Annotated in this window: 13 protein-coding genes; 10 read left to right on the forward strand and 3 right to left on the reverse strand. The window is 54.4% G+C overall.

What is annotated here, in order from left to right; translation table 11 throughout:
- Positions 1-8 precede the first annotated feature (8 nt).
- Positions 9-833, forward strand: a complete 825-nt coding sequence (gene pssA, locus J5W70_RS07415; RefSeq protein ID WP_022396276.1) for a CDP-diacylglycerol--serine O-phosphatidyltransferase — start codon at positions 9-11, stop codon at positions 831-833.
- Positions 834-1,113: 280 nt separating this feature from the next.
- Here pssA and J5W70_RS07420 read toward each other — a convergent pair whose 3' ends face one another.
- Complete coding sequence (locus tag J5W70_RS07420; protein WP_022396275.1) at positions 1,114-1,629, reverse strand: hypothetical protein; 516 nt, start codon at positions 1,627-1,629, stop codon at positions 1,114-1,116.
- Between the two features lie 64 nt (positions 1,630-1,693).
- Here J5W70_RS07420 and folP point away from each other — a divergent pair, with 64 nt between their 5' ends.
- The 6 genes from folP to J5W70_RS07450 all read left to right on the forward strand — a co-directional run bounded on the left by folP (position 1,694) and on the right by J5W70_RS07450 (position 11,214).
- Positions 1,694-2,533: a dihydropteroate synthase gene (folP, locus tag J5W70_RS07425; protein ID WP_022396274.1), complete on the forward strand. Its 840-nt coding sequence runs from the start codon at positions 1,694-1,696 to the stop codon at positions 2,531-2,533.
- 7 nt (positions 2,534-2,540) lie between these two features.
- The gene (locus J5W70_RS07430) at positions 2,541-5,132 is read left to right on the forward strand and encodes a YfhO family protein (RefSeq protein ID WP_022396273.1); all 2,592 of its coding nucleotides are present in this window, start codon (positions 2,541-2,543) and stop codon (positions 5,130-5,132) included.
- A gap of 232 nt (positions 5,133-5,364) precedes the next feature.
- Entirely contained in the window at positions 5,365-5,547 is a 183-nt protein-coding gene (locus J5W70_RS07435) for a hypothetical protein (protein WP_022396272.1), read from the forward strand.
- A 341-nt stretch (positions 5,548-5,888) separates the two neighbouring features.
- Entirely contained in the window at positions 5,889-8,336 is a 2,448-nt protein-coding gene (locus tag J5W70_RS07440) for a ligand-binding sensor domain-containing protein (protein WP_215832687.1), read from the forward strand.
- Positions 8,336-9,781: a hypothetical protein gene (locus J5W70_RS07445; RefSeq protein WP_022396270.1), complete on the forward strand. Its 1,446-nt coding sequence runs from the start codon at positions 8,336-8,338 to the stop codon at positions 9,779-9,781. Before J5W70_RS07440 ends, J5W70_RS07445 begins: the two co-directional genes overlap by 1 nt.
- Before the next feature lie 23 nt (positions 9,782-9,804).
- Positions 9,805-11,214, forward strand: a complete 1,410-nt coding sequence (locus J5W70_RS07450) for a hypothetical protein (protein ID WP_022396269.1) — start codon at positions 9,805-9,807, stop codon at positions 11,212-11,214.
- 364 nt (positions 11,215-11,578) lie between these two features.
- On the opposite strand, the gene J5W70_RS07455 is transcribed toward J5W70_RS07450, so the two are convergent.
- Positions 11,579-11,731, reverse strand: coding sequence for a hypothetical protein (locus tag J5W70_RS07455; RefSeq protein ID WP_156340805.1), 153 nt, complete (start codon positions 11,729-11,731; stop codon positions 11,579-11,581).
- A 162-nt stretch (positions 11,732-11,893) separates the two neighbouring features.
- Here J5W70_RS07455 and ispG point away from each other — a divergent pair, with 162 nt between their 5' ends.
- The 3 genes from ispG (at position 11,894) to J5W70_RS07470 (ending at position 15,849) form a co-directional block, all read left to right on the forward strand.
- Positions 11,894-13,654: a (E)-4-hydroxy-3-methylbut-2-enyl-diphosphate synthase gene (gene ispG / locus J5W70_RS07460; RefSeq protein ID WP_022396268.1), complete on the forward strand. Its 1,761-nt coding sequence runs from the start codon at positions 11,894-11,896 to the stop codon at positions 13,652-13,654.
- Between the two features lie 30 nt (positions 13,655-13,684).
- Complete coding sequence (locus J5W70_RS07465) at positions 13,685-14,335, forward strand: SDR family NAD(P)-dependent oxidoreductase (protein WP_022396267.1); 651 nt, start codon at positions 13,685-13,687, stop codon at positions 14,333-14,335.
- Between the two features lie 329 nt (positions 14,336-14,664).
- Positions 14,665-15,849 carry an acyltransferase gene (locus J5W70_RS07470; RefSeq protein ID WP_022396266.1) on the forward strand — a complete coding sequence of 395 codons (1,185 nt, stop codon included), beginning with the start codon at positions 14,665-14,667 and terminating at the stop codon, positions 15,847-15,849.
- Positions 15,850-15,917: 68 nt separating this feature from the next.
- On the opposite strand, the gene J5W70_RS07475 is transcribed toward J5W70_RS07470, so the two are convergent.
- Entirely contained in the window at positions 15,918-17,195 is a 1,278-nt protein-coding gene (locus tag J5W70_RS07475; protein ID WP_022396265.1) for an alpha/beta hydrolase family protein, read from the reverse strand.
- Positions 17,196-17,204: the final 9 nt, after the last annotated feature.

The raw sequence follows: 17,204 nt of genomic DNA on the forward strand, positions 1-17,204 counted from the left end.
CACCGATCATGGACAAGAAGATTTTTCCGGACGAACCTGAGATTCCCATTCTGCCGAACCTGTTTACGGCAGGGAACCTGGTGTGCGGGTTTTTCGCCATTCTGACGATTTTTGAAGGGATCAACCAGGCGGACAGCGACGCCGTGGCGGCCTTCTCCTATTACCAGAATGCCACGTTCCTGATTTTCGCGGCGTGCCTGTTTGACTTGTTTGACGGCCGCATTGCCCGCATGCGCGGGCAGGACGGCCCCTTCGGCCGGGAATTCGATTCCCTGGCGGACATCGTCTCCTTCGGCATTGCCCCTGCGCTGCTGGTGGCCAAGGCCGTCCTGTTCCAGCTTTCTCCGCCGGAGGTTGGCTGGGGCATAGGCATCCTGTACCTGCTGTGCGCCGCCCTGCGCCTGGCGCGGTTCAACTGCATGGCCGCCGCTCCCCGCAAGGAGGGGCAGAGCAGCGACTTTGTGGGGCTGCCCGTTCCGATGGCGGCGGGAGCCGTGGTTTCCACCATGTACCTGGTGATGTACCTGGCGGGAAGGGCTCCGAACGGGGCCATGGACCTGGGCGTCTTCAAGTACGTGATTGCCCTGGCGATGGCGGGGGTGTCCGTCCTGATGATGAGCCGGGTGGTTTATCCCAGCTTCAAGCACATCAACATGCGCACGCGGGGGACTATGTACGCGATCGTGCTCATTGTGCTGACGGTCATCTGCATCTTCAAATTCCCGTGGGTGATGCCCGCGGTCATTTTCTCCATTTACCTGCTTTACGGGCTGGTGCGCCCCTGGGTGGCCCGCCGCTGGCGTAACAGGCTGGAAGCCAGCGATGGAGAATAAAATGGCTTTTTAGGAAGCTGTTCCTCCTTTAAATGGGCCGTCGTGCGCCTGGCCAGGGTGGTTGGCGCGGATTTGCCGTGTTTCAAACCTCGGGCATGCCTTTGGACCAGGTCTTTTTCTGGGGAAAGAAAACGTCCGTCTCCGGAACTCGCCGCAATTTTCCCGCACGGCGGTATAACGTCAAACCGGCCGCGCATCACAGAGACGGCGGCCGGTTGAAAGACGGAGAAAACGGATGGCATGCGCGAAGGGGGGAACCATTGCCCCGAGGGTCCGGCGCTTACTTGCTCTTCTTTTTAAAATCGGCGGCAAAGGGGTCCTTTTCCGGAGCGGTGGGAACGGCGTGCGTCTCAATGTCCTTGGTGCTCTTGACCAGCGTGATGCACACGGGCTTGCTGCGGTTGCCCATGTCGTCATATGTGTAAAGGAAGCGGCGCACGAGTTCCTTGCTCTTGGAATCGAACATTTGCTCCTCCCTCAGGTTGGCGTTGCCGTCGTAACCGTAGCGTACGAAAAAGAGTTCGTTCTTCTGCCCGTCAAAGATCAGGCATGAGCGCAGTTCTCCAAAGGGGCCTCTTTTGTAGAGGGTTACGGAAACGAGAACGTTGTGGATGTTGTAAGTGGTTTTTTTCATCCCCTTGCCGTCCCCGGTCTTTTCAAAGTAGCTGCGCGACCCGTCTTCATGCTTGACCATGCGGGAGGAAGCGGTCTGGACGTTGAAATCATCCTGGCTGGCCGCCAGGGCTCCGGCCGTCATGAGCAGGGGGATGATGAGAAGCAGGGGCGTTGTTTTCATGGTGAAAAAAGTGTTTCTGACTTATTAAAGTGATGTATAGTGCCTTTGACAAGAACGTAATTAGATGAACTGGCTTGTAAGGCGAGACATATTGAATGTGGCGCGCGGCGGCGTGCTGATGGGAATTGTAAACGTCACTCCGGATTCCTTTTCCGACGGAGGGCGTTTCCATACGGTGGAACGCGCCGTTTCCCATGCAAAAGAGCTTGAGCGGCAGGGAGCCCTTATTCTGGACATTGGGGGGGAATCCACCAGGCCGGGTGCGGCGGAGGTCTCCGTGGAGGAAGAACTGGACCGGGTGCTTCCCGTGGTGCGGGAACTCCGCCCATGCACGGACGCCGTGATTTCCGTGGATACGCGCCATGCCGCCGTGGCGGCGGCTGTGCTGGAAGCGGGAGCGGACGTGATCAATGATATTTCCGGATTGCAGGAGGAGGGAATGGCGGAGCTGTGTGCGGAGGCGCGCTGCGGCGTAGTGGCGATGCACATGCAGGGACGGCCTGAAACGATGCAGAACGCGCCTTTTTATGAAGACGTGGTGCGGGAGGTGCGCGGCTATTTTGAGGAGCGTTATGATTTTCTGCTGGGCCGCGGCCTGGTCCCGGAGCAGATTTGCTGGGACCCCGGCATCGGCTTCGGCAAGACGCTGGAACACAATCTGGCCCTGCTGTCCAATATGGACAGGCTGGAGGTGGCGGGACGTCCGGTATTGCTGGGCCTTTCCCGCAAGCGCATGCTGGGAGCCGTTCTGGGTGATGCGGAGCAGGGGCGGGCGCCGCTGAGCACCGCCGTGATGACGGTATGGGGACATTTGCACGGCGCCCGTATTCACCGCGTTCATGATGTGGAGGAATGCGCCCGCGCCCTGCGCCTGGTCCAGGCCGCCGAACCGTTTGTCCGCTGATTGAGCCATGGAACCCGCTTCTTCCCGCCCGGTATTGACGTCTCTGGCGTCTGTTGCGTTCGCCCTGGCCGTTCTGTTCCTGTTCCTGGCGGTGCGCGGAATTTGGCCGCTTGGCGGCCATTACCTGGAATACATGGATAACGGGCAGATGGTGTATCCCACCTTGAAATATTATGCCTCCGCCCTGATGACCGGAGCGTTGGACGGATCCTTCTTTTATGATGTCAATGGAGGAGCGGGCATCCGCGTGAGCCCCTCCCTGCCGCACCAGCTGCTAGTTCCCTCCACCTGGATTGTGGTGGCGATGGGAGACTCCTTCCTGTTGAAGGACATGGTATGGGTGATGCTGGCGGACGCGGCCTGCATCTGCCTGACGGCTTCCTGGTTCCTGAGACGCGTCTTCCCCTCCCTGCCCGTATGCTGGACCGTGCTGCTGACGGCGGGTTATGCCCTGGGGGGATTTTTCCAGACCAAGTACGGGTTCATGCAGTTCCTGGACCACGCCGCCATGTTCCCCCTGTTTGCCCTGGGCCTTTACCAGCTGGTGAACGGAGGGAGGGGGTGGCTGTATGCCGTCGGCCTCTTTCTGCTGGCTACCTCCATGTACAGCGCTTTCATGGCCGTCGTGACCGGCTGGCTGTTCGCGTGGGCCTTTACGCTTCCCCTGAAAGGGACGGCAGAACGCCGCGTCCGGCTGGCGCGCGTGTTCTGGTACACGGCGGCGGTGACGCTGGCGACCTGCTATTACTGGCTGCCCATGATGGAGATGAGCCGGGATTCCATGCGGTCCCTGTTCATGACTCCCCCCACTTTTTTTGAACTGTCCTGGCCGTTTGACCCTCCCAAATTCCTGGAACGCCTGTATGCCTGCCTGCCGGGAATGGCGTGCGCCGCTTTGGCTGCCGTCTATCTGGTTTACGGGAGGAAGGAGGCTCCGCCGGCGAACAGGGGGAGGCGGCTGTTTCTTCTCCTGCTGGCGGCGTCCATGCTCCCTGCGTTCATTGAACCCCTTCACCGCGCCGCCCATCTGTGGAGCTACGTGGATTTTCCGGTCCGGTTCGGGTTCATTCCCAATCTGGTGGTGGCGTCGTTCTGCGCCTGGATCCTGTCCGGTGGGAGGCTGCCGCAGTCGGCGGGGCGGCGCTGGGGCTGGGGATGGAGTCTTGGCCTTCCCGTGGCGGCGTTTGCCGTCTCCCTGATTGTCCTTCACGTGACGGATATGGACCTGGTGGCGCGCCTTCTGCCTCTGCTGTTTTTTTCATGCGCATGGCTGTGCTGGAGGCATGTGGAAGGCAAAAGGCTGGTGTGGTCCATAGCCGCCGTGATGCTGCTGGGGCTGCCCGTGGGGGCTGCCGCGTTCTGGAAGCAGGGAGAAGAGGAAAAGGCCGCTGTACTGGCCCTGAATGCGGAATGGCTGGCGCGCGGAATGGACGGGTACGCCGGGCTTCTGCGCGTGAAAGATAGGGACCGCCTGCTGGTGGACAACGCGGATTGCCTGGGGCCTGTCCCGAGCATCGGCAACTTCCGGCATACCACGAGCATCAGCCATTTCCGTTTTCTGAAAAACCTGGGGTACCGGGATGAATTCACACGCACGTACGGTCAGGGGGGCACCCTGTTTTCCGATCTGCTGCTGGGCCATGGCTTTTTGCTGGCGTCCCGTCCCGTGGAAGGAATGGAGAGCGTGCTTTCCCGGGAAGGCATGTATTTATACAGGCTTCCGGGCGCCCGCTGGGGGCTGGTGGTTCCCCAGAGCGCGCTGGGGCTGCGGCTGGATGCGGAAGCCGGCGTGTTCAGCAATCTCAATGCCCTGCATGCCGCGCTTTGCCCGTCAGCGGAAGGCCCCCTGTATGCTCCCGTAGAAGTGCGGACGGAGAGGAATGGCAACTTTTACCGGATGAGCGTGCCGGAATATCCCGGCGCGGTGTACGGCTTCCCGCAGACGGATACGGAGGAACTCCGCGTCAATGGCCGCGCGGTGCCCGTCATGGCGGAAGCGCAGAAGGCCCCCGGCGGGACGTGCCGCACCTATAATGGAGCATTGGAATTAAAGCGTGCGGGTGTAACCGGGGAAACCGTGGTGGAGGGAAGGATGCGGCGGCTGGTGGAGGCTCCTCTTCTGGCGGCTGCGGCGCGAATGCCGGAGCAGGATGTTCCGGTTCTGGGGAAAGGCCAGGATCAATACGGGTTGGAGGCGCACGGACGCGGAGGCCATGTGGAAGTGTCCCTCTCTGCCGGAAAGGGGGAGGCGCTGATGGTTCCGGTGGTGCATGACCGTGGATGGAAGGCCACGCGGAACGGGGTGGACGTGCCCGTGGAAAAGGTGGGGGAATTGATGGCGGTGCGCCTTCAGGAGGGGCGGAACAGGGTGGTGTTTGATTATTATCCGCCTCTGTTGAAGGAATCTCTGTTTGTTTCAGCCGGAACGGCTGTGCTTTTTCTGCTGTATGCGTGGTGGGCGCGGCGGCATCCGGAATCCCAGCTCAGAAGGATGGTACTGGCCTGTGGATACAGGCTCTTCCTGTGTTGCGCCGCCGTGGTGCTGGCGGCCGTTTATGTGGGGTCTGTCGTGTTGTTTGTGGTGCAGTCCATGCTGTAACGGTTTCCGGGGAATGGAGAAAACCGCCTTCCGCCGGTTCATGTACAGGATTTGACCGCTCCTGGCGGTCCCGGGAAGCGTTGCGGGAAGACGGGTAAAACAGCGTGATTGAAGCGGTGAGGCCAGAAACGTATACGTCCCGCGGATTGTTTTCCATGCTGGGAAAGGTGACGGGGCCCGTCGTCCGGTACTGTCCGTTCCTCTGTGGGCCGCCTATGCCGTCGCCGGCATCATGGGGATGCTTCATCGTGACGTGATGCTGACCAGGGATGAAATCCTCGGGCTGATGGAGGACAGGCCCTGCGTTGAAGGCATTCCGCCTGCCGGCTCCATCCGGCTTTCCGCAGGGGCGGAAAAGCATGCCGCGGATTTGGGAAAAGCTTATGCTTGTGAAATGTCCCGGAGGAATTGTTGATGATGAAATTAATGACTTAAAAACGGCTTAGACTATTTCTCGCGGAGTCAAGTTCGATGTCGTTGACATCTTCTACGTTTATTTCCAATGAATTAATTTTCAACAAACCGGGGGGGAGGAAGCGTGTTCCTCTTTTCAGGGGTTCATTTTTAGTTTAGTTATTTTTCAGCAGACTGGGCCGGTTTCGTTGAACTGGATCTGTACCAGTGGCTCAGTCATCTTTTTTGCGCTCCTTGGCAAGTAGACTTAACAATTGACTTTTTACGTGTTTATTTTACTATTTTTTTATGTTTCTGATTGTTAGATCTTATTTATTTATTTGGATCTATTGTTTTTTATACATGGGCATTCCTTCAAATGGCGGAGAATTGCCTGCTTGTCCAGCTTCCTTTATTACGTCTATCGTTTGCACCCGTTCAGGAGATATTTGGGTTGCGACGGAAGGGAAGGGATTGATGCGCTTGCCATACGGAGGGGAAAAATGGGAGCAGCAGAAAGGAAACGGGCTGCCTGATACAACAAATTTCTATGCTCTTCTCGAAGACAGGCAGGGGCGTATCTGGGTGGGGACAGACAATAAAGGAGTGGCTGTGTGGAATGGGAAATCATGGCAACAGTACAACCAGTCAAATGCCTTGCCGGGGGAGAGGATCTTCGCCATGGCTGTATCTCCTGTCAGTGGAGATGTGGCTATTGCTACTTCCGGCGGCCTGACTGTTTATCAACCGGAAACGGAATCATGGAAAGATTACACAAGGGCGGAAGGTTTGCCGGAGGACCAGATTGCTTCTCTCTCCTTTGATCGAAAAGGAACTCTTTGGGCAGCTTTTCAAACTTCCGGAGTGGCTTCAGCAGAACCTTCCAACGGATATTCACGGTGGAATGTAGTGCAGACAAAGTGGTATTGGGATACGCTGCAGAGAGTTCGCCAACCATTTGAAGCCAGAGGGAAAGGCCTGCCTTCAAATTTTTGCAACGCGATTTGTGCCGAATCGGGCTGGATTTGGGTAGGCACCAATTCCGGACTCGGGTACTCTAAAAATAAAACAGACTGGAACTTTCTGAGGGGCAGGGACTATGGGGCGAAAAATGAAGGACTATGGAAACCGGATGAGAAAACGTCTGTCCGGCATGCTCAAAAACTCTTGAAAATGAACCGTAGGGAAAACAATGACGATTCTCTTTTGCCGGAGGATTATATCACCTGTTTTTATCCGTCTTCCCAAGGGATGTGGATAGGATTCAGGGAAAAGGGCGTTTCTTTTGTGCGGAAAAATTTACAAAAAATTCAGACTGTGGATATGCCCTGTGACGATGAAGTGGAAAAATTGGTCAGCGTGACCAGTTTTGCTTCTCTGCCGGATGGCAGCTTGTATGCCGGAACGTATGGAAAAGGATTATTGCATTTGGGCCATGTAGAGAGAAAACGGATTTTCCCGTTGAATGATGTGAAGCATCCTTCTTTCCCGGGCATTGGACAACTGTCGGAACTTTTAAAAACCAGGACAGCAATTGATGGAATGAAAAAAACAAATCCCCCTGCAAAAGCCCTTTTCTGGTATGAAGACTGGGCTACCCGGGGCGACTGGTGCGAACGCTATGGACGGAGTTACATGCTCCTGTGCGGAGCTGCCGGTCCTATGGGTTCCGTCCTTGAGGCTTTTGACAATGCATACAGATGCGAATCCGTCAAGGGTCCACACGTCAAAGTGGGTGAAAGCGGTGTATCCGGAAAAGTTATCTGGGAAAATGAACGGGGTGACGAAAACATCCTTTACTGCCCCATCAGCACGACCAGAACGCTTGCCCGGTGGAGTGACCGGGGAGAATCCGTAGACAGAGACTTTGACGGTCCGGACCTTGGCGTGCTGATTCAGGTTCCGGACAAAAAACAGCTCCTCTCCTTTTATTTTTATGATCCAACCCCGCTTGCCGACAATGATCTGGACAACAGCCTCAAGGATTACATACTCGAAATCAGAAAACTACCTGCCAATTTTGATTTTGACTCCTTCCTGGGACTTGGAAAAGAGGAGGAAGTTCAGGAAGAAGACTTATTCCGGGAACCTTCCTATGACGGGCTTAAGGATTACATACCCCTGCCTGTTCTGGCGCGAAGCAGGGTTAAATCATTTGCCGGATGTGGAGTTTACAAGAATTTCATCGTCGAAGGCTCAGGGTGGTACTACGTCAGAATATTGAAAAACTACTCAGTTTCTACAACCCTCAACGGAGTATTTATCTCATCCCTGGACGAAACGAAAATTGCTGTCGACAAACTCCTGGAAAGACTAAATCAAAAATCATTCTACTATGGGCTTTGCATACCATCTCCCCCTCCTTTGAACTCCGAGCAGGCAAGTAAACTTTCTTCTAGCCTCTTAAAATTATGGGCTGCCAGCCAAGACATGAGGCTGTTAAACGGGAAAGAAATCTTCTCATCAAGAAAACTTGGAATTTATGCCTACAGACACCTTCTTGCTACCCAGGCTCCAGATGAAATCAAAAAGAACTGGAGATGGAGACTGAAAATATGGGAAACGGAGGACAGGAAGGACTTCCGGCAACAAATGAAAAAAGCGTGGGCCAGTTTGCAGGATACGGTCTATTTCTACAGATCTTCTGAATGGGCTACATTCGCGCCGGATACCACCATTCCCTTTTCAGTCGATGAAGTCAGAAAAATGTCCGCTTTGAAAATTGATTGGAAACAGTATTTGCCGGGTTCAAACAAGAAACCGGAACTTGACGTTCAACAAATGAAAGAATGGTTAAAGAATAAAAAATAATGAGCATTAAATTATTTACTGCCATCTTCTTGCCGGCATTACTGTTTCATCTGATGCCGTTACACGCGGCGGAGGATTACAAGTGCGAAGTAAAAATAACTCCTGGCGAGAATGTCGCCATGTCCGAAGATGGGGATAAAGCCATACTGGACAAGCAGGAAGGCAAAGTTTACAAATTTAAAGCTGTTGCCAAATTTACTCCTGACTCAGAACAGGAATGGGTAGAATACCGATATGGTAAAACAAGAAAGTATATATGGGAACCTGCGCCAATCATGACGAGCGACCCTCCCAGGGGAAAGGGAGGATTTTCTTCTACGGGAATTTGCTCTCCCAGTGAAGAATACTGGGGAACTGAATTCAAGGTCAAAGTTAAGGTGAACATGGGGGTGGTCGGTCCAAAGAGAAAAAGAGAGGTGGCCGAAGATGAAATGGATGCCATAGCTCCGTTAATTCAAATACAGTTCGCCAAGTTCAGGGAAAATGCCGGGGGCAATGGTTTCACCATTCACGATCAATTCAGAGGGAAGCCTGTTCCGGTTCCGGAATTCAAAAGGGAGGATAAAACACCGGATGACGATAAATCACCCGTAGGGTACTATGCAGGGGATATTCCTTCCTTTACTGTCACCTTCAAGGCGCTGCCGGACTCCATGAAAACAATCAAGGCAACGTGCACCGACGGAATATTTGCCTCTGAAGCAACTGAATTGTCCATTGCCAATGGAAAAGCCGAGGGTGTCGTCACCGCCAAGGAAGCCGTGGAGAGAAAATGCCGGGGACGCGCAGAAAATGCATCCTGGAGTTTCTCTGTTCTGGGAGTGAAGTTATCCGCCAAGGAACAAATGACCATCAGCAAATGCTATGTTCTTCTTGACAGGGGTAATCTGGACAAGCCTTGGAAAACCCTGCTGAAAACAGCTTTTGGGAAGTGGAACTTCAGCGGAGCGACCACCCATGATCAGCTTATGGACAGGCTTAGTCGCGGTATATCCAACAGTGCTTCTTATTACGATGAATGGAACCCGGAAGTGGGAAAAACCGGCTCCCTGTATGTGGATCAGAAACAAAACCCCATGCCCTTGTCGGTAGCCGGAATGGTAGATGCCATCGACAAAGGAACGGCAAAAATCATCTGTGTGGAAGCTGCCGGTCTTATGGAATATTCTGCGTCGGTTCTCGGCTCGGGCGGAGTCAGTTCCAGAGGAGTCGGGTGGACGGAAACTAGAAAAACAACAAACGCACAAGGACAGGAGGAGACAAAATCCTGGCGCTCCGGCCATGCCTGGTGCCTTTATGGAGGTAAAGTACATAACCCTGTTCCCTACAATGCAGGTCCTACCAACAAATCGGAAAGTGATTACATAAAAGACGATTTGAAATCCGATGAAAACAGGAGTAATTTTACCGAACCTGGCGGCTGCTACTTCTCATTTAACAAATAACCATCATGACTTGCACGCACAGTATGAAAATTCTCCCCTTTTTCTTCATTGCCGTAACCCTCATAGGGCAGATTCTTCATGGGGCGCCTGTTGCAGGGAATGACCTGTATCCCGGCCAAACAGTCTGGGAAATAAAACCGGCCGCAGTATGGAACCAGACCACCATAAAATCCAATCCTGCTGAGCGCAAGGCCCGTCTGTATAACCTGTATGAGGAAATTAAACCAGGCGGGAATCCTGTTCCTGGACAGTCCGAGGCGGCAAAAGACATGGAAGGGCTCAATATATCTCAGTACTACCTGGGATGGGACTATGAGCAGAATTACTGGGTCATTGTCGATATCATGGGAAACGTCTACATGGCCGTCAAAATGTTCTACTCCCCAAACCCCGTCTACAGTCGTCAGAAAGCAGTAGATGAAATGCTTGTCTCACAAAAACAGGGACCTCCGGTCAACCGTAACCGTGAATACCGATGGACCATGTTTGGTGACGGTATAAAAATGGCATTTCTGCAAGTCCCGTTTATTTTAGACGAAGATAAAAAATTATGTGGGGAATTCTTTGCAGAACAGGAGGGGTTTTCCCTCATTGCCGCTGACCACTGGTTCTTTCCGCTTATTAGAAAAGAGCTTAAGGATAAAGAACTTTTTGAAATATCAGAGACTATACTCGCCGCACTTAATGGAAAACGCCAATTCGGGTATTTTCCGAAAAGGACGCGGCAGGCGGTGAAAAAGTGGAAGGATATTTCAAAGATGCCTTATCAAAAGAGGACCAGGCGTGAAGAAGAATTAAGGAAATTAACAAAAGGCATGCCCGAGGGCTTATACGACAGGATTGATCGGAATGCTCGTGAGCTGCAACGGAATGATAATATTCTCAACCTGAATATGCCGGACGGGAACGAAGACAAGGGGCCTGAAATGATACCCAATATTAATAGCGGCATCGGAACGGTGCGCTGGCTCAAGAAGCACGTAAATATCCCTTTTATTGCGGAAAAAGGTCATGACGAATCTCATATCAACGGATGTTCCGGTACTTTTAGCGTGAACAAGAATGGACGGGATTATCCCGTCACCTACACGATTCTGCATCTTCATACGAAAGACCAGGCCTTGAGAGCGATGTTCGCGATGCAGGCGGAGCAATCAAAACAACTTATCAAGCCGGATATCCTGAAAAAAATCCTGCAGGTACATCCCGGTCTGGTGGGAGATTACGATGTCTGCCTCAAACCGGTAATCAATGAATTGGGAGTCCCCGTACCCCAGGGAGAATACTCCTCAATTAGTTTCATACGGGGTAATACGGCCGTTATGCTGAAAAACGAGACGATGGATATTTCCGTTTTGCCATTGGCAAAACAAATGGACGAAGCTTTGCTTAAGAATATGCAGTTGTTCATGAAACCCGAAGAAACACGGTAGGTTTCTTGTGATTGAAATTTAATTGCTTAGCGAATATTGGCAAAATAGCTCAAGTTTGGAAGTGCGTCGATTGGTGATTCGAGTCCGGGCAATGGGAAGAAGCGCCAAAGAAATAACGCAGCCCTATGATGTTAAAAGGAACCACTTTATACAATCTGCCCAAACGATGCAGGGAAATAGGGAAGTGTAACCGCATTTCCCAGGTTGTAACCCGGTTCCGGATTCAGAAGGGCTTTTAGTTGCGGAAAAACTTGTCTGATGCCCGCTCTTTTTCCTGATGCCGTTGCCGTTATGGGTAACTTGAGAAGTTACAGGGATTGATGAAATGATGCGATTAGTGGGAACCGGCAGTGCTTTATCTTTTTTAGAGTCCTGCCTTGACTCCTATGGAGGAAATGTGGTCCAGGGTTAATTTTTTGTGTGTCAAGCCAAAGCTTGTTCCCGGTGTTGTTGAGGGGAGTTTTACCTGCTCTTTTTCTGCTATTCGCATGAAGACATTCCTGAGCGGTTCAAACATGATGGTTATTCTTGGTTATAGTTAATTTGCTGTAAAGCGTATCAAGTCTTCGTGCAGCGGGAACGGCTCCGTTCCCTTTTCAATGTTGATGGGTTGACGTGAAAAGGCTTTCCGTTTTTGAAGGATGGTTGACAGGGGAATCTGGCGCGGTAGAGTGGTTTCATGCAGTCTTCCTATTGTCCGAGTCCTTACCGTTATACGCGCCGCGTGACCCGTGAAGTCATGGTGGGGGATGTGGGGGTGGGCGGCTCCAATCCCATCCGGGTCCAGTCCATGCTGACGTCCGATACGCGGGATACGGATGCCTGCGTGAAGGAGGCTCTGGAATTGGCCGCGGCGGGGTGCGAGATTATCCGCCTGACCGCCCAGACCAAGGCGTATGCGGCCAATCTGGAGAATATTTCCCGTGAATTGCGCGCGGCGGGTTGCCATGTGCCGCTGGTGGCTGATATTCATTTCAAGCCGGACGCCGCCATGGAGGCCGCCAAGTGGGTGGAGAAGATACGCATTAATCCTGGCAATTTCATCGACAAGAAGAAGTTTGAAGTGAGGGAGTATTCCGACGCCGAATACCGTGAGGAACTGGACCGCCTGAGGGAGGAGTTTACGCCCCTGGTGCTGTTTTGCCGGGAGCATGGCCGCGCGATGCGCATCGGGTCCAACCACGGCTCCCTGTCCGACCGCATTCTGAACCGCTTTGGCGATACGCCGGAGGGGATGGTGGAGAGCGCGATTGAGTTTGCTCAGATTGCCCGGGACCTGGATTACCATTCCCTGGTGTTTTCCATGAAGGCTTCCAACGTGAAGGTGATGGTGGCCGCCTACCGCCTGCTGGTGGAACGCATGAATGCCCTGGGGCCGGACTGGAATTATCCCATTCATCTGGGGGTGACGGAAGCCGGGGGCGGAGAGGACGGCCGCATCAAGAGCGCGGTGGGCATCGGGTCCCTGCTGACGGACGGCATTGGGGATACCCTGCGCGTTTCCCTGACGGAGGACGCCGTGCGGGAAGTGCCTGTGGCCTACCGCCTGTCCAATCCGTTCCAGCCGTCGGAGCGTTCCGATGATCCCGTTTCTTCCTTCCCCGAACCGGAGTTGAGCTATGATCCCCTGAAGTTTTCCAAAAGGCAGGGAGGGCTGGCGATGTGTTACGGGGTGCGCCTGGGCTGGGAGCAGCCCGTGCGCGTGGTGGTGCCGGATGCGGGGTTTTACGCCCTCCAGACGGAACGGGATGCGATGGGGGACATGATGCCGGAGCTGGCCTTCGGCCAACTGGAGGCCATTGAGGTGGACCCCCGCTGCGGTGACGAGCTGGAGCCGCTGAAGGAACTGGCCGAACCGTCCGTTGTCACCGTGAAGAACGGCCTGGACATGGAACCCGTGTATGCGTTCCGCCTTCTGGCTTCCCGCATGGAAGACAGGCACCTGATTCTGCTGAAGGATACGCTGGTGCCCGGTTCCGTTTCCGATGAGGACGTGCCGCTGGTGGCCGCCCGCAATATCGGCTCCCTGCTGAGCGACGGCATTGGAGATGCCGTGCTGATTCAGGGGGAATCGGATCCCCGGCTGGCTTCCTTCCTCGGATTCAATATTTTGCAGGCTACGGGGACGCGCCTGACGCGTGCGGATTACGTTTCCTGCCCGTCCTGCGGACGCACCCTGTACAATATTCAGGAGGCTACGGCCCGCATCCGGAAGGCCACGGAGCATTTGAAGGGCGTGAGGATTGCCGTGATGGGGTGCATCGTGAACGGTCCCGGCGAGATGGCGGACGCCGATTTCGGCTATGTGGGCGGCGCGCCGAACAAGATCAACCTGTACGTGAAGCACACCCCCGTCAAGTTCAACATTCCCCAGGAGGAGGCCGTGGAGCGGCTGGTGGACCTGATCAAGGAGTACGGGCGGTGGGTGGACCCCAAGTGAGGCTTTTAACGATTCCGGAGAGGTTCCAGCATGGGAAGGATGTTTATCAGCGGCGGCCACGGCGGTTTGGCGCGGGCTGCCGTGGAGTGTTTTACCGCCGCAGGATGGGAGGCGGATGCTCCGTCACACGCTGAACTGGACGTAGGGGACCGTTCCGCCGTGCGCCGCTGGTTTGACGAACATGCTCCGTATGACCTGGCGGTGTGTGCCGCCGGAATTACCAGAGACAGGCCATTCCTGAAACAGACGGAAAAGGAGTGGGACGAGGTGATGAACGTAAATGTGACGGGAGCCGCCTGGTGCGCCCGCTGTGCCGCCGCAGCCATGGCGAGGGAGAAGCGGGAGGGGCAGGTAGTAATGGTGGGGTCTTATGCGGCGCTTCGCCCGGCTCCGTCCCAGGCGGCCTATGCCGCTTCCAAGTCTGCGCTGGAAGGCCTGGTGAAGAGCCTGGCGCGGGAATGGGGAAGGGAGGGAATACGCGTTAATCTGGTGCTGCCGGGGTTCATGCTGACGGAGATGACGGCCGGGTTGAGGGAGAGCGTGAAGGAGTCTGCTTTGTCCAGGCATGTTCTGGGCAGGTTCAATACGCCGGAGCAGGCCGCGGCGTTTATTCTGTTTTTGCAGGAAGTCCTCACGGCAGCCTCCGGGCAGGTGTTCGATTTGGACAGCCGGATTGCCTGATCATGGGCAGCGGATTTCTTATCCGCGTTTTCATCAATGATGGAAAGGTTTTCCGAAAGAAAAGCCTTTCTTCACAGGGATGCAGCATGATCCGCCATGTGTAAAAAGAATAGGAAATCCCTGGGAACAAGGGCCTCCCGGCCCTTGAAAAGATATATGAACAGGAGGATATGCCGCTTTCCCCCTCCTGGGATTTTATGCTTTATCCGAAAGCCGGAAGCCTGCCGTTCCCGGCGGAATACCCTTAAACCAGCGGAGGTTTTTTCTCAAATACTTTTCCCTCAAGCTTGGAACTTGACCACGGATAAGAAATCCGTTGAAATATCCCCATGAGCTTGCTGTCGGCTGGTGATCAGGGAAAAGGAAAGCCTTCTTCCTATGGTGGTCTGGATATTCCCCTGTCGCGGAATTATGGAATAGACGCCTTGCGCATTGTCGCCATGATGCTGGTTTTGGTTCTTCATCTTTTGGCCGCCACTCATGTATTGCCGCTGGACAATCATGATTCCGCTTCCTACCGGGTAGGGTGGCTTCTGGAGATTGCCGCCTATTGCGGGGTGAATTGTTATGCGCTGATTACTGGGTATGTATGTTGTGACGGGACGTTCAGGTATGAACGCGTGGTTACCTTATGGTTCCAGGTGATTTTTTATACGGCGGGCAGTCTGCTGCTGGTGCTGCTGTTTTCCTCCCAGGTGGTTCATTTTAATGACGTCCTGAATTCGTTGTTTCCCGTTTTAACCGTCCAGTATTGGTATGTGACGGCGTATGTAGGGCTGTTTTTCTTTATTCCTTTCCTTAATGTCCTGGGGAACCGGCTTACCAAATCACAGTTCCAGTATCTTCTGGTTACCGTTTTTGTTCTGTTTTCCGTGGTTCCCACCTTGCTTCACAGGGATGTGTTTCCTGTAGAGGGAGGGTATTCCATCTGGTGGCTGGGCGTTCTCTACATGCTGGGAATGTATATTAAAAAGCATGGCCTGTTGACTGGAATGAGGACGGGCGCCTTATGGATGCTTTATGCCGGGTGTGTATGTTTTGTCTGGGCGTTCAAGATGGTTCTTGACGTGGTGTCCCCGTACCTGATTGGACAGATAAGGGGCGGCGGAACGTTTATTGCCTATAATTCTCCGTTCATTGTAGGAACGGCGGTTGCCCTGTTCCTGATTTTTTCCCGCATGCGTTTTTCATCCCGCAGGACGGTTGCCTGCATTTCATGGCTGGCGGCCGCCTCGTTCAGTGTTTATGTGCTGCATTGCAATGTTTTGATAGGCAAATGGTTTTTATGGGATGTCTTTGAATGGGCCGCGTCTTCTTCCCCTGCGTTGATGGTCGTGAAGGTACTGGCAATGGCTGTTGCGGTGTATGCAGGCTGCTCCCTGGTGGATGCCGTACGGCGTTATTTATTCAAGACTATGGACGTTAACAGGGAAGCCCGTGCAGTCGTCGGCTTTTTCGGGAAGCTGGGCTGTGCCTTCCGGAAAGTGTGCCGCAGATTGTTTCTGCATTCCTGAAGGCAGGGGAAACGTTCTGTTCCGTTATTCCGCACAACTCGTGTTTGAGAACGGGATGGTTTTCCCGCTTATTGCTGTCCCCTGCCTAAAAGGCCCTTGAGCCAGGGAATGACCAGGTCTTTTTTGAAGAAGTGGTTGCTCGGGTCCACATTGGCGAGGCGGAAAAAGGCGTCTCTGTCCAGCCCTGCGGGCAAATGTTCTCCGTGCCAGCGTTGGGCCGGGTCTGCAAAGCGGGGCTGGTGGCGGTACTGGAAATGGTCCGGCGCTCCGGCTGTGCGGTAGGCCGCGGAGATGAGTTGGAAGTCCCTGTCCAGGCCGCCTTCCGTGCAGATTACGGGGCGGGGAGCCAGAGCGGCCACAATGTCTGGAAAGTCAAACTGCTTCCAGAAACCCGGAATGAGGTGGCGGATGGAGTTGGGCGCGGAGCGCACTCCCCTGTTGCTGGGCATGGTCATGACTTTGGCGCGTTCCAGGGTACGGCACAGGAAGTCATTGTACACAAAGGCAAAGATGTCCGGATTCAGGACGCCCAGCACCATCATGGGTTCCGTTCCCAGGGAGAAGCCGCTCAGGATGATGCGGTTTTTCTGCACCCAGGGGCGTGTTTTTACCCAGTCCAGAACGCATTGGTCCATATAGGAGGTGTAGCCCAGCCAGCTCCAGTCCATTTCCAGCAGGGAACGGGCCAGGTTTTCATAGTCGTGGGAAGAGCGGCCGGCGGCGTGCTCGGCGTCGCCCTCCTCTCCCGTTCCGGCGTTATCCACCACGACGGCGGCCCAGCCCTGTTTGACGTAGTGGCAGGCCATGGCATTGCTGCCCGGCTGCGGTACGGGGGGCTGGGCCAGGTCCGGAGACGTTTCCGCCGCCAGTTCTTCCTTGGTTTGATCAGAACCGGGGATGCAGAATAGCACGGGAACCGGATTTTTTTCTGAAGCGGTATCCGGAACAAGTACCAGAAACGGTACCGCAGCGTCCGGGAGGGGATAGGCTTCCCATTTTTCTACCCGGTAGTGTTCCCTCTGCACGGTTTTTACCAGGACGGGTGCGGGAAGGTTGTCATGAAGGGGGAATTTCATCAGTTTTTTCATGGCTTCCCGGACTTTCTTCTGCCAGGCGGGGAAGTCTTCCGGTCTCATGTCCGGAGAGAATGCGCATGCCGGCTGAATGTTTTCCAGCATTGTTTGCACGACGCCGCGGGAGGAGACGTGCCGCTGGTCGTTCCGGGAGGAATGGAGTACCGCCCAGTCAGCCGCCTGGAATTTTCCTTGCGGTGAGGAAAAGGAGAGGGAGGGAAGGCAAATGGCCATGAAGAGAAGAGATAAAAATCCGGCGGTCTGAATGGTCATGGGACTATG

The organism is Akkermansia massiliensis, assembly GCF_018847375.1.
GTDB lineage: Bacteria > Verrucomicrobiota > Verrucomicrobiia > Verrucomicrobiales > Akkermansiaceae > Akkermansia > Akkermansia massiliensis.

Coding starts and splice junctions, on each gene's coding strand:
- pssA (WP_022396276.1), top strand. CDS start 9: ATGGACAAGAAGATTTTTCCGGACGAACCTGAGATTCCCATTCTGCCG.
- J5W70_RS07465 (WP_022396267.1), top strand. CDS start 13,685: ATGGGAAGGATGTTTATCAGCGGCGGCCACGGCGGTTTGGCGCGGGCT.
- ispG (WP_022396268.1), top strand. CDS start 11,894: ATGCAGTCTTCCTATTGTCCGAGTCCTTACCGTTATACGCGCCGCGTG.
- J5W70_RS07475 (WP_022396265.1), bottom strand. CDS start 17,195: ATGACCATTCAGACCGCCGGATTTTTATCTCTTCTCTTCATGGCCATT.
- folP (WP_022396274.1), top strand. CDS start 1,694: ATGAACTGGCTTGTAAGGCGAGACATATTGAATGTGGCGCGCGGCGGC.
- J5W70_RS07435 (WP_022396272.1), top strand. CDS start 5,365: ATGGGGATGCTTCATCGTGACGTGATGCTGACCAGGGATGAAATCCTC.
- J5W70_RS07450 (WP_022396269.1), top strand. CDS start 9,805: ATGAAAATTCTCCCCTTTTTCTTCATTGCCGTAACCCTCATAGGGCAG.
- J5W70_RS07445 (WP_022396270.1), top strand. CDS start 8,336: ATGAGCATTAAATTATTTACTGCCATCTTCTTGCCGGCATTACTGTTT.
- J5W70_RS07455 (WP_156340805.1), bottom strand. CDS start 11,731: ATGTTTGAACCGCTCAGGAATGTCTTCATGCGAATAGCAGAAAAAGAG.
- J5W70_RS07440 (WP_215832687.1), top strand. CDS start 5,889: ATGGGCATTCCTTCAAATGGCGGAGAATTGCCTGCTTGTCCAGCTTCC.
- J5W70_RS07470 (WP_022396266.1), top strand. CDS start 14,665: ATGAGCTTGCTGTCGGCTGGTGATCAGGGAAAAGGAAAGCCTTCTTCC.
- J5W70_RS07420 (WP_022396275.1), bottom strand. CDS start 1,629: ATGAAAACAACGCCCCTGCTTCTCATCATCCCCCTGCTCATGACGGCC.
- J5W70_RS07430 (WP_022396273.1), top strand. CDS start 2,541: ATGGAACCCGCTTCTTCCCGCCCGGTATTGACGTCTCTGGCGTCTGTT.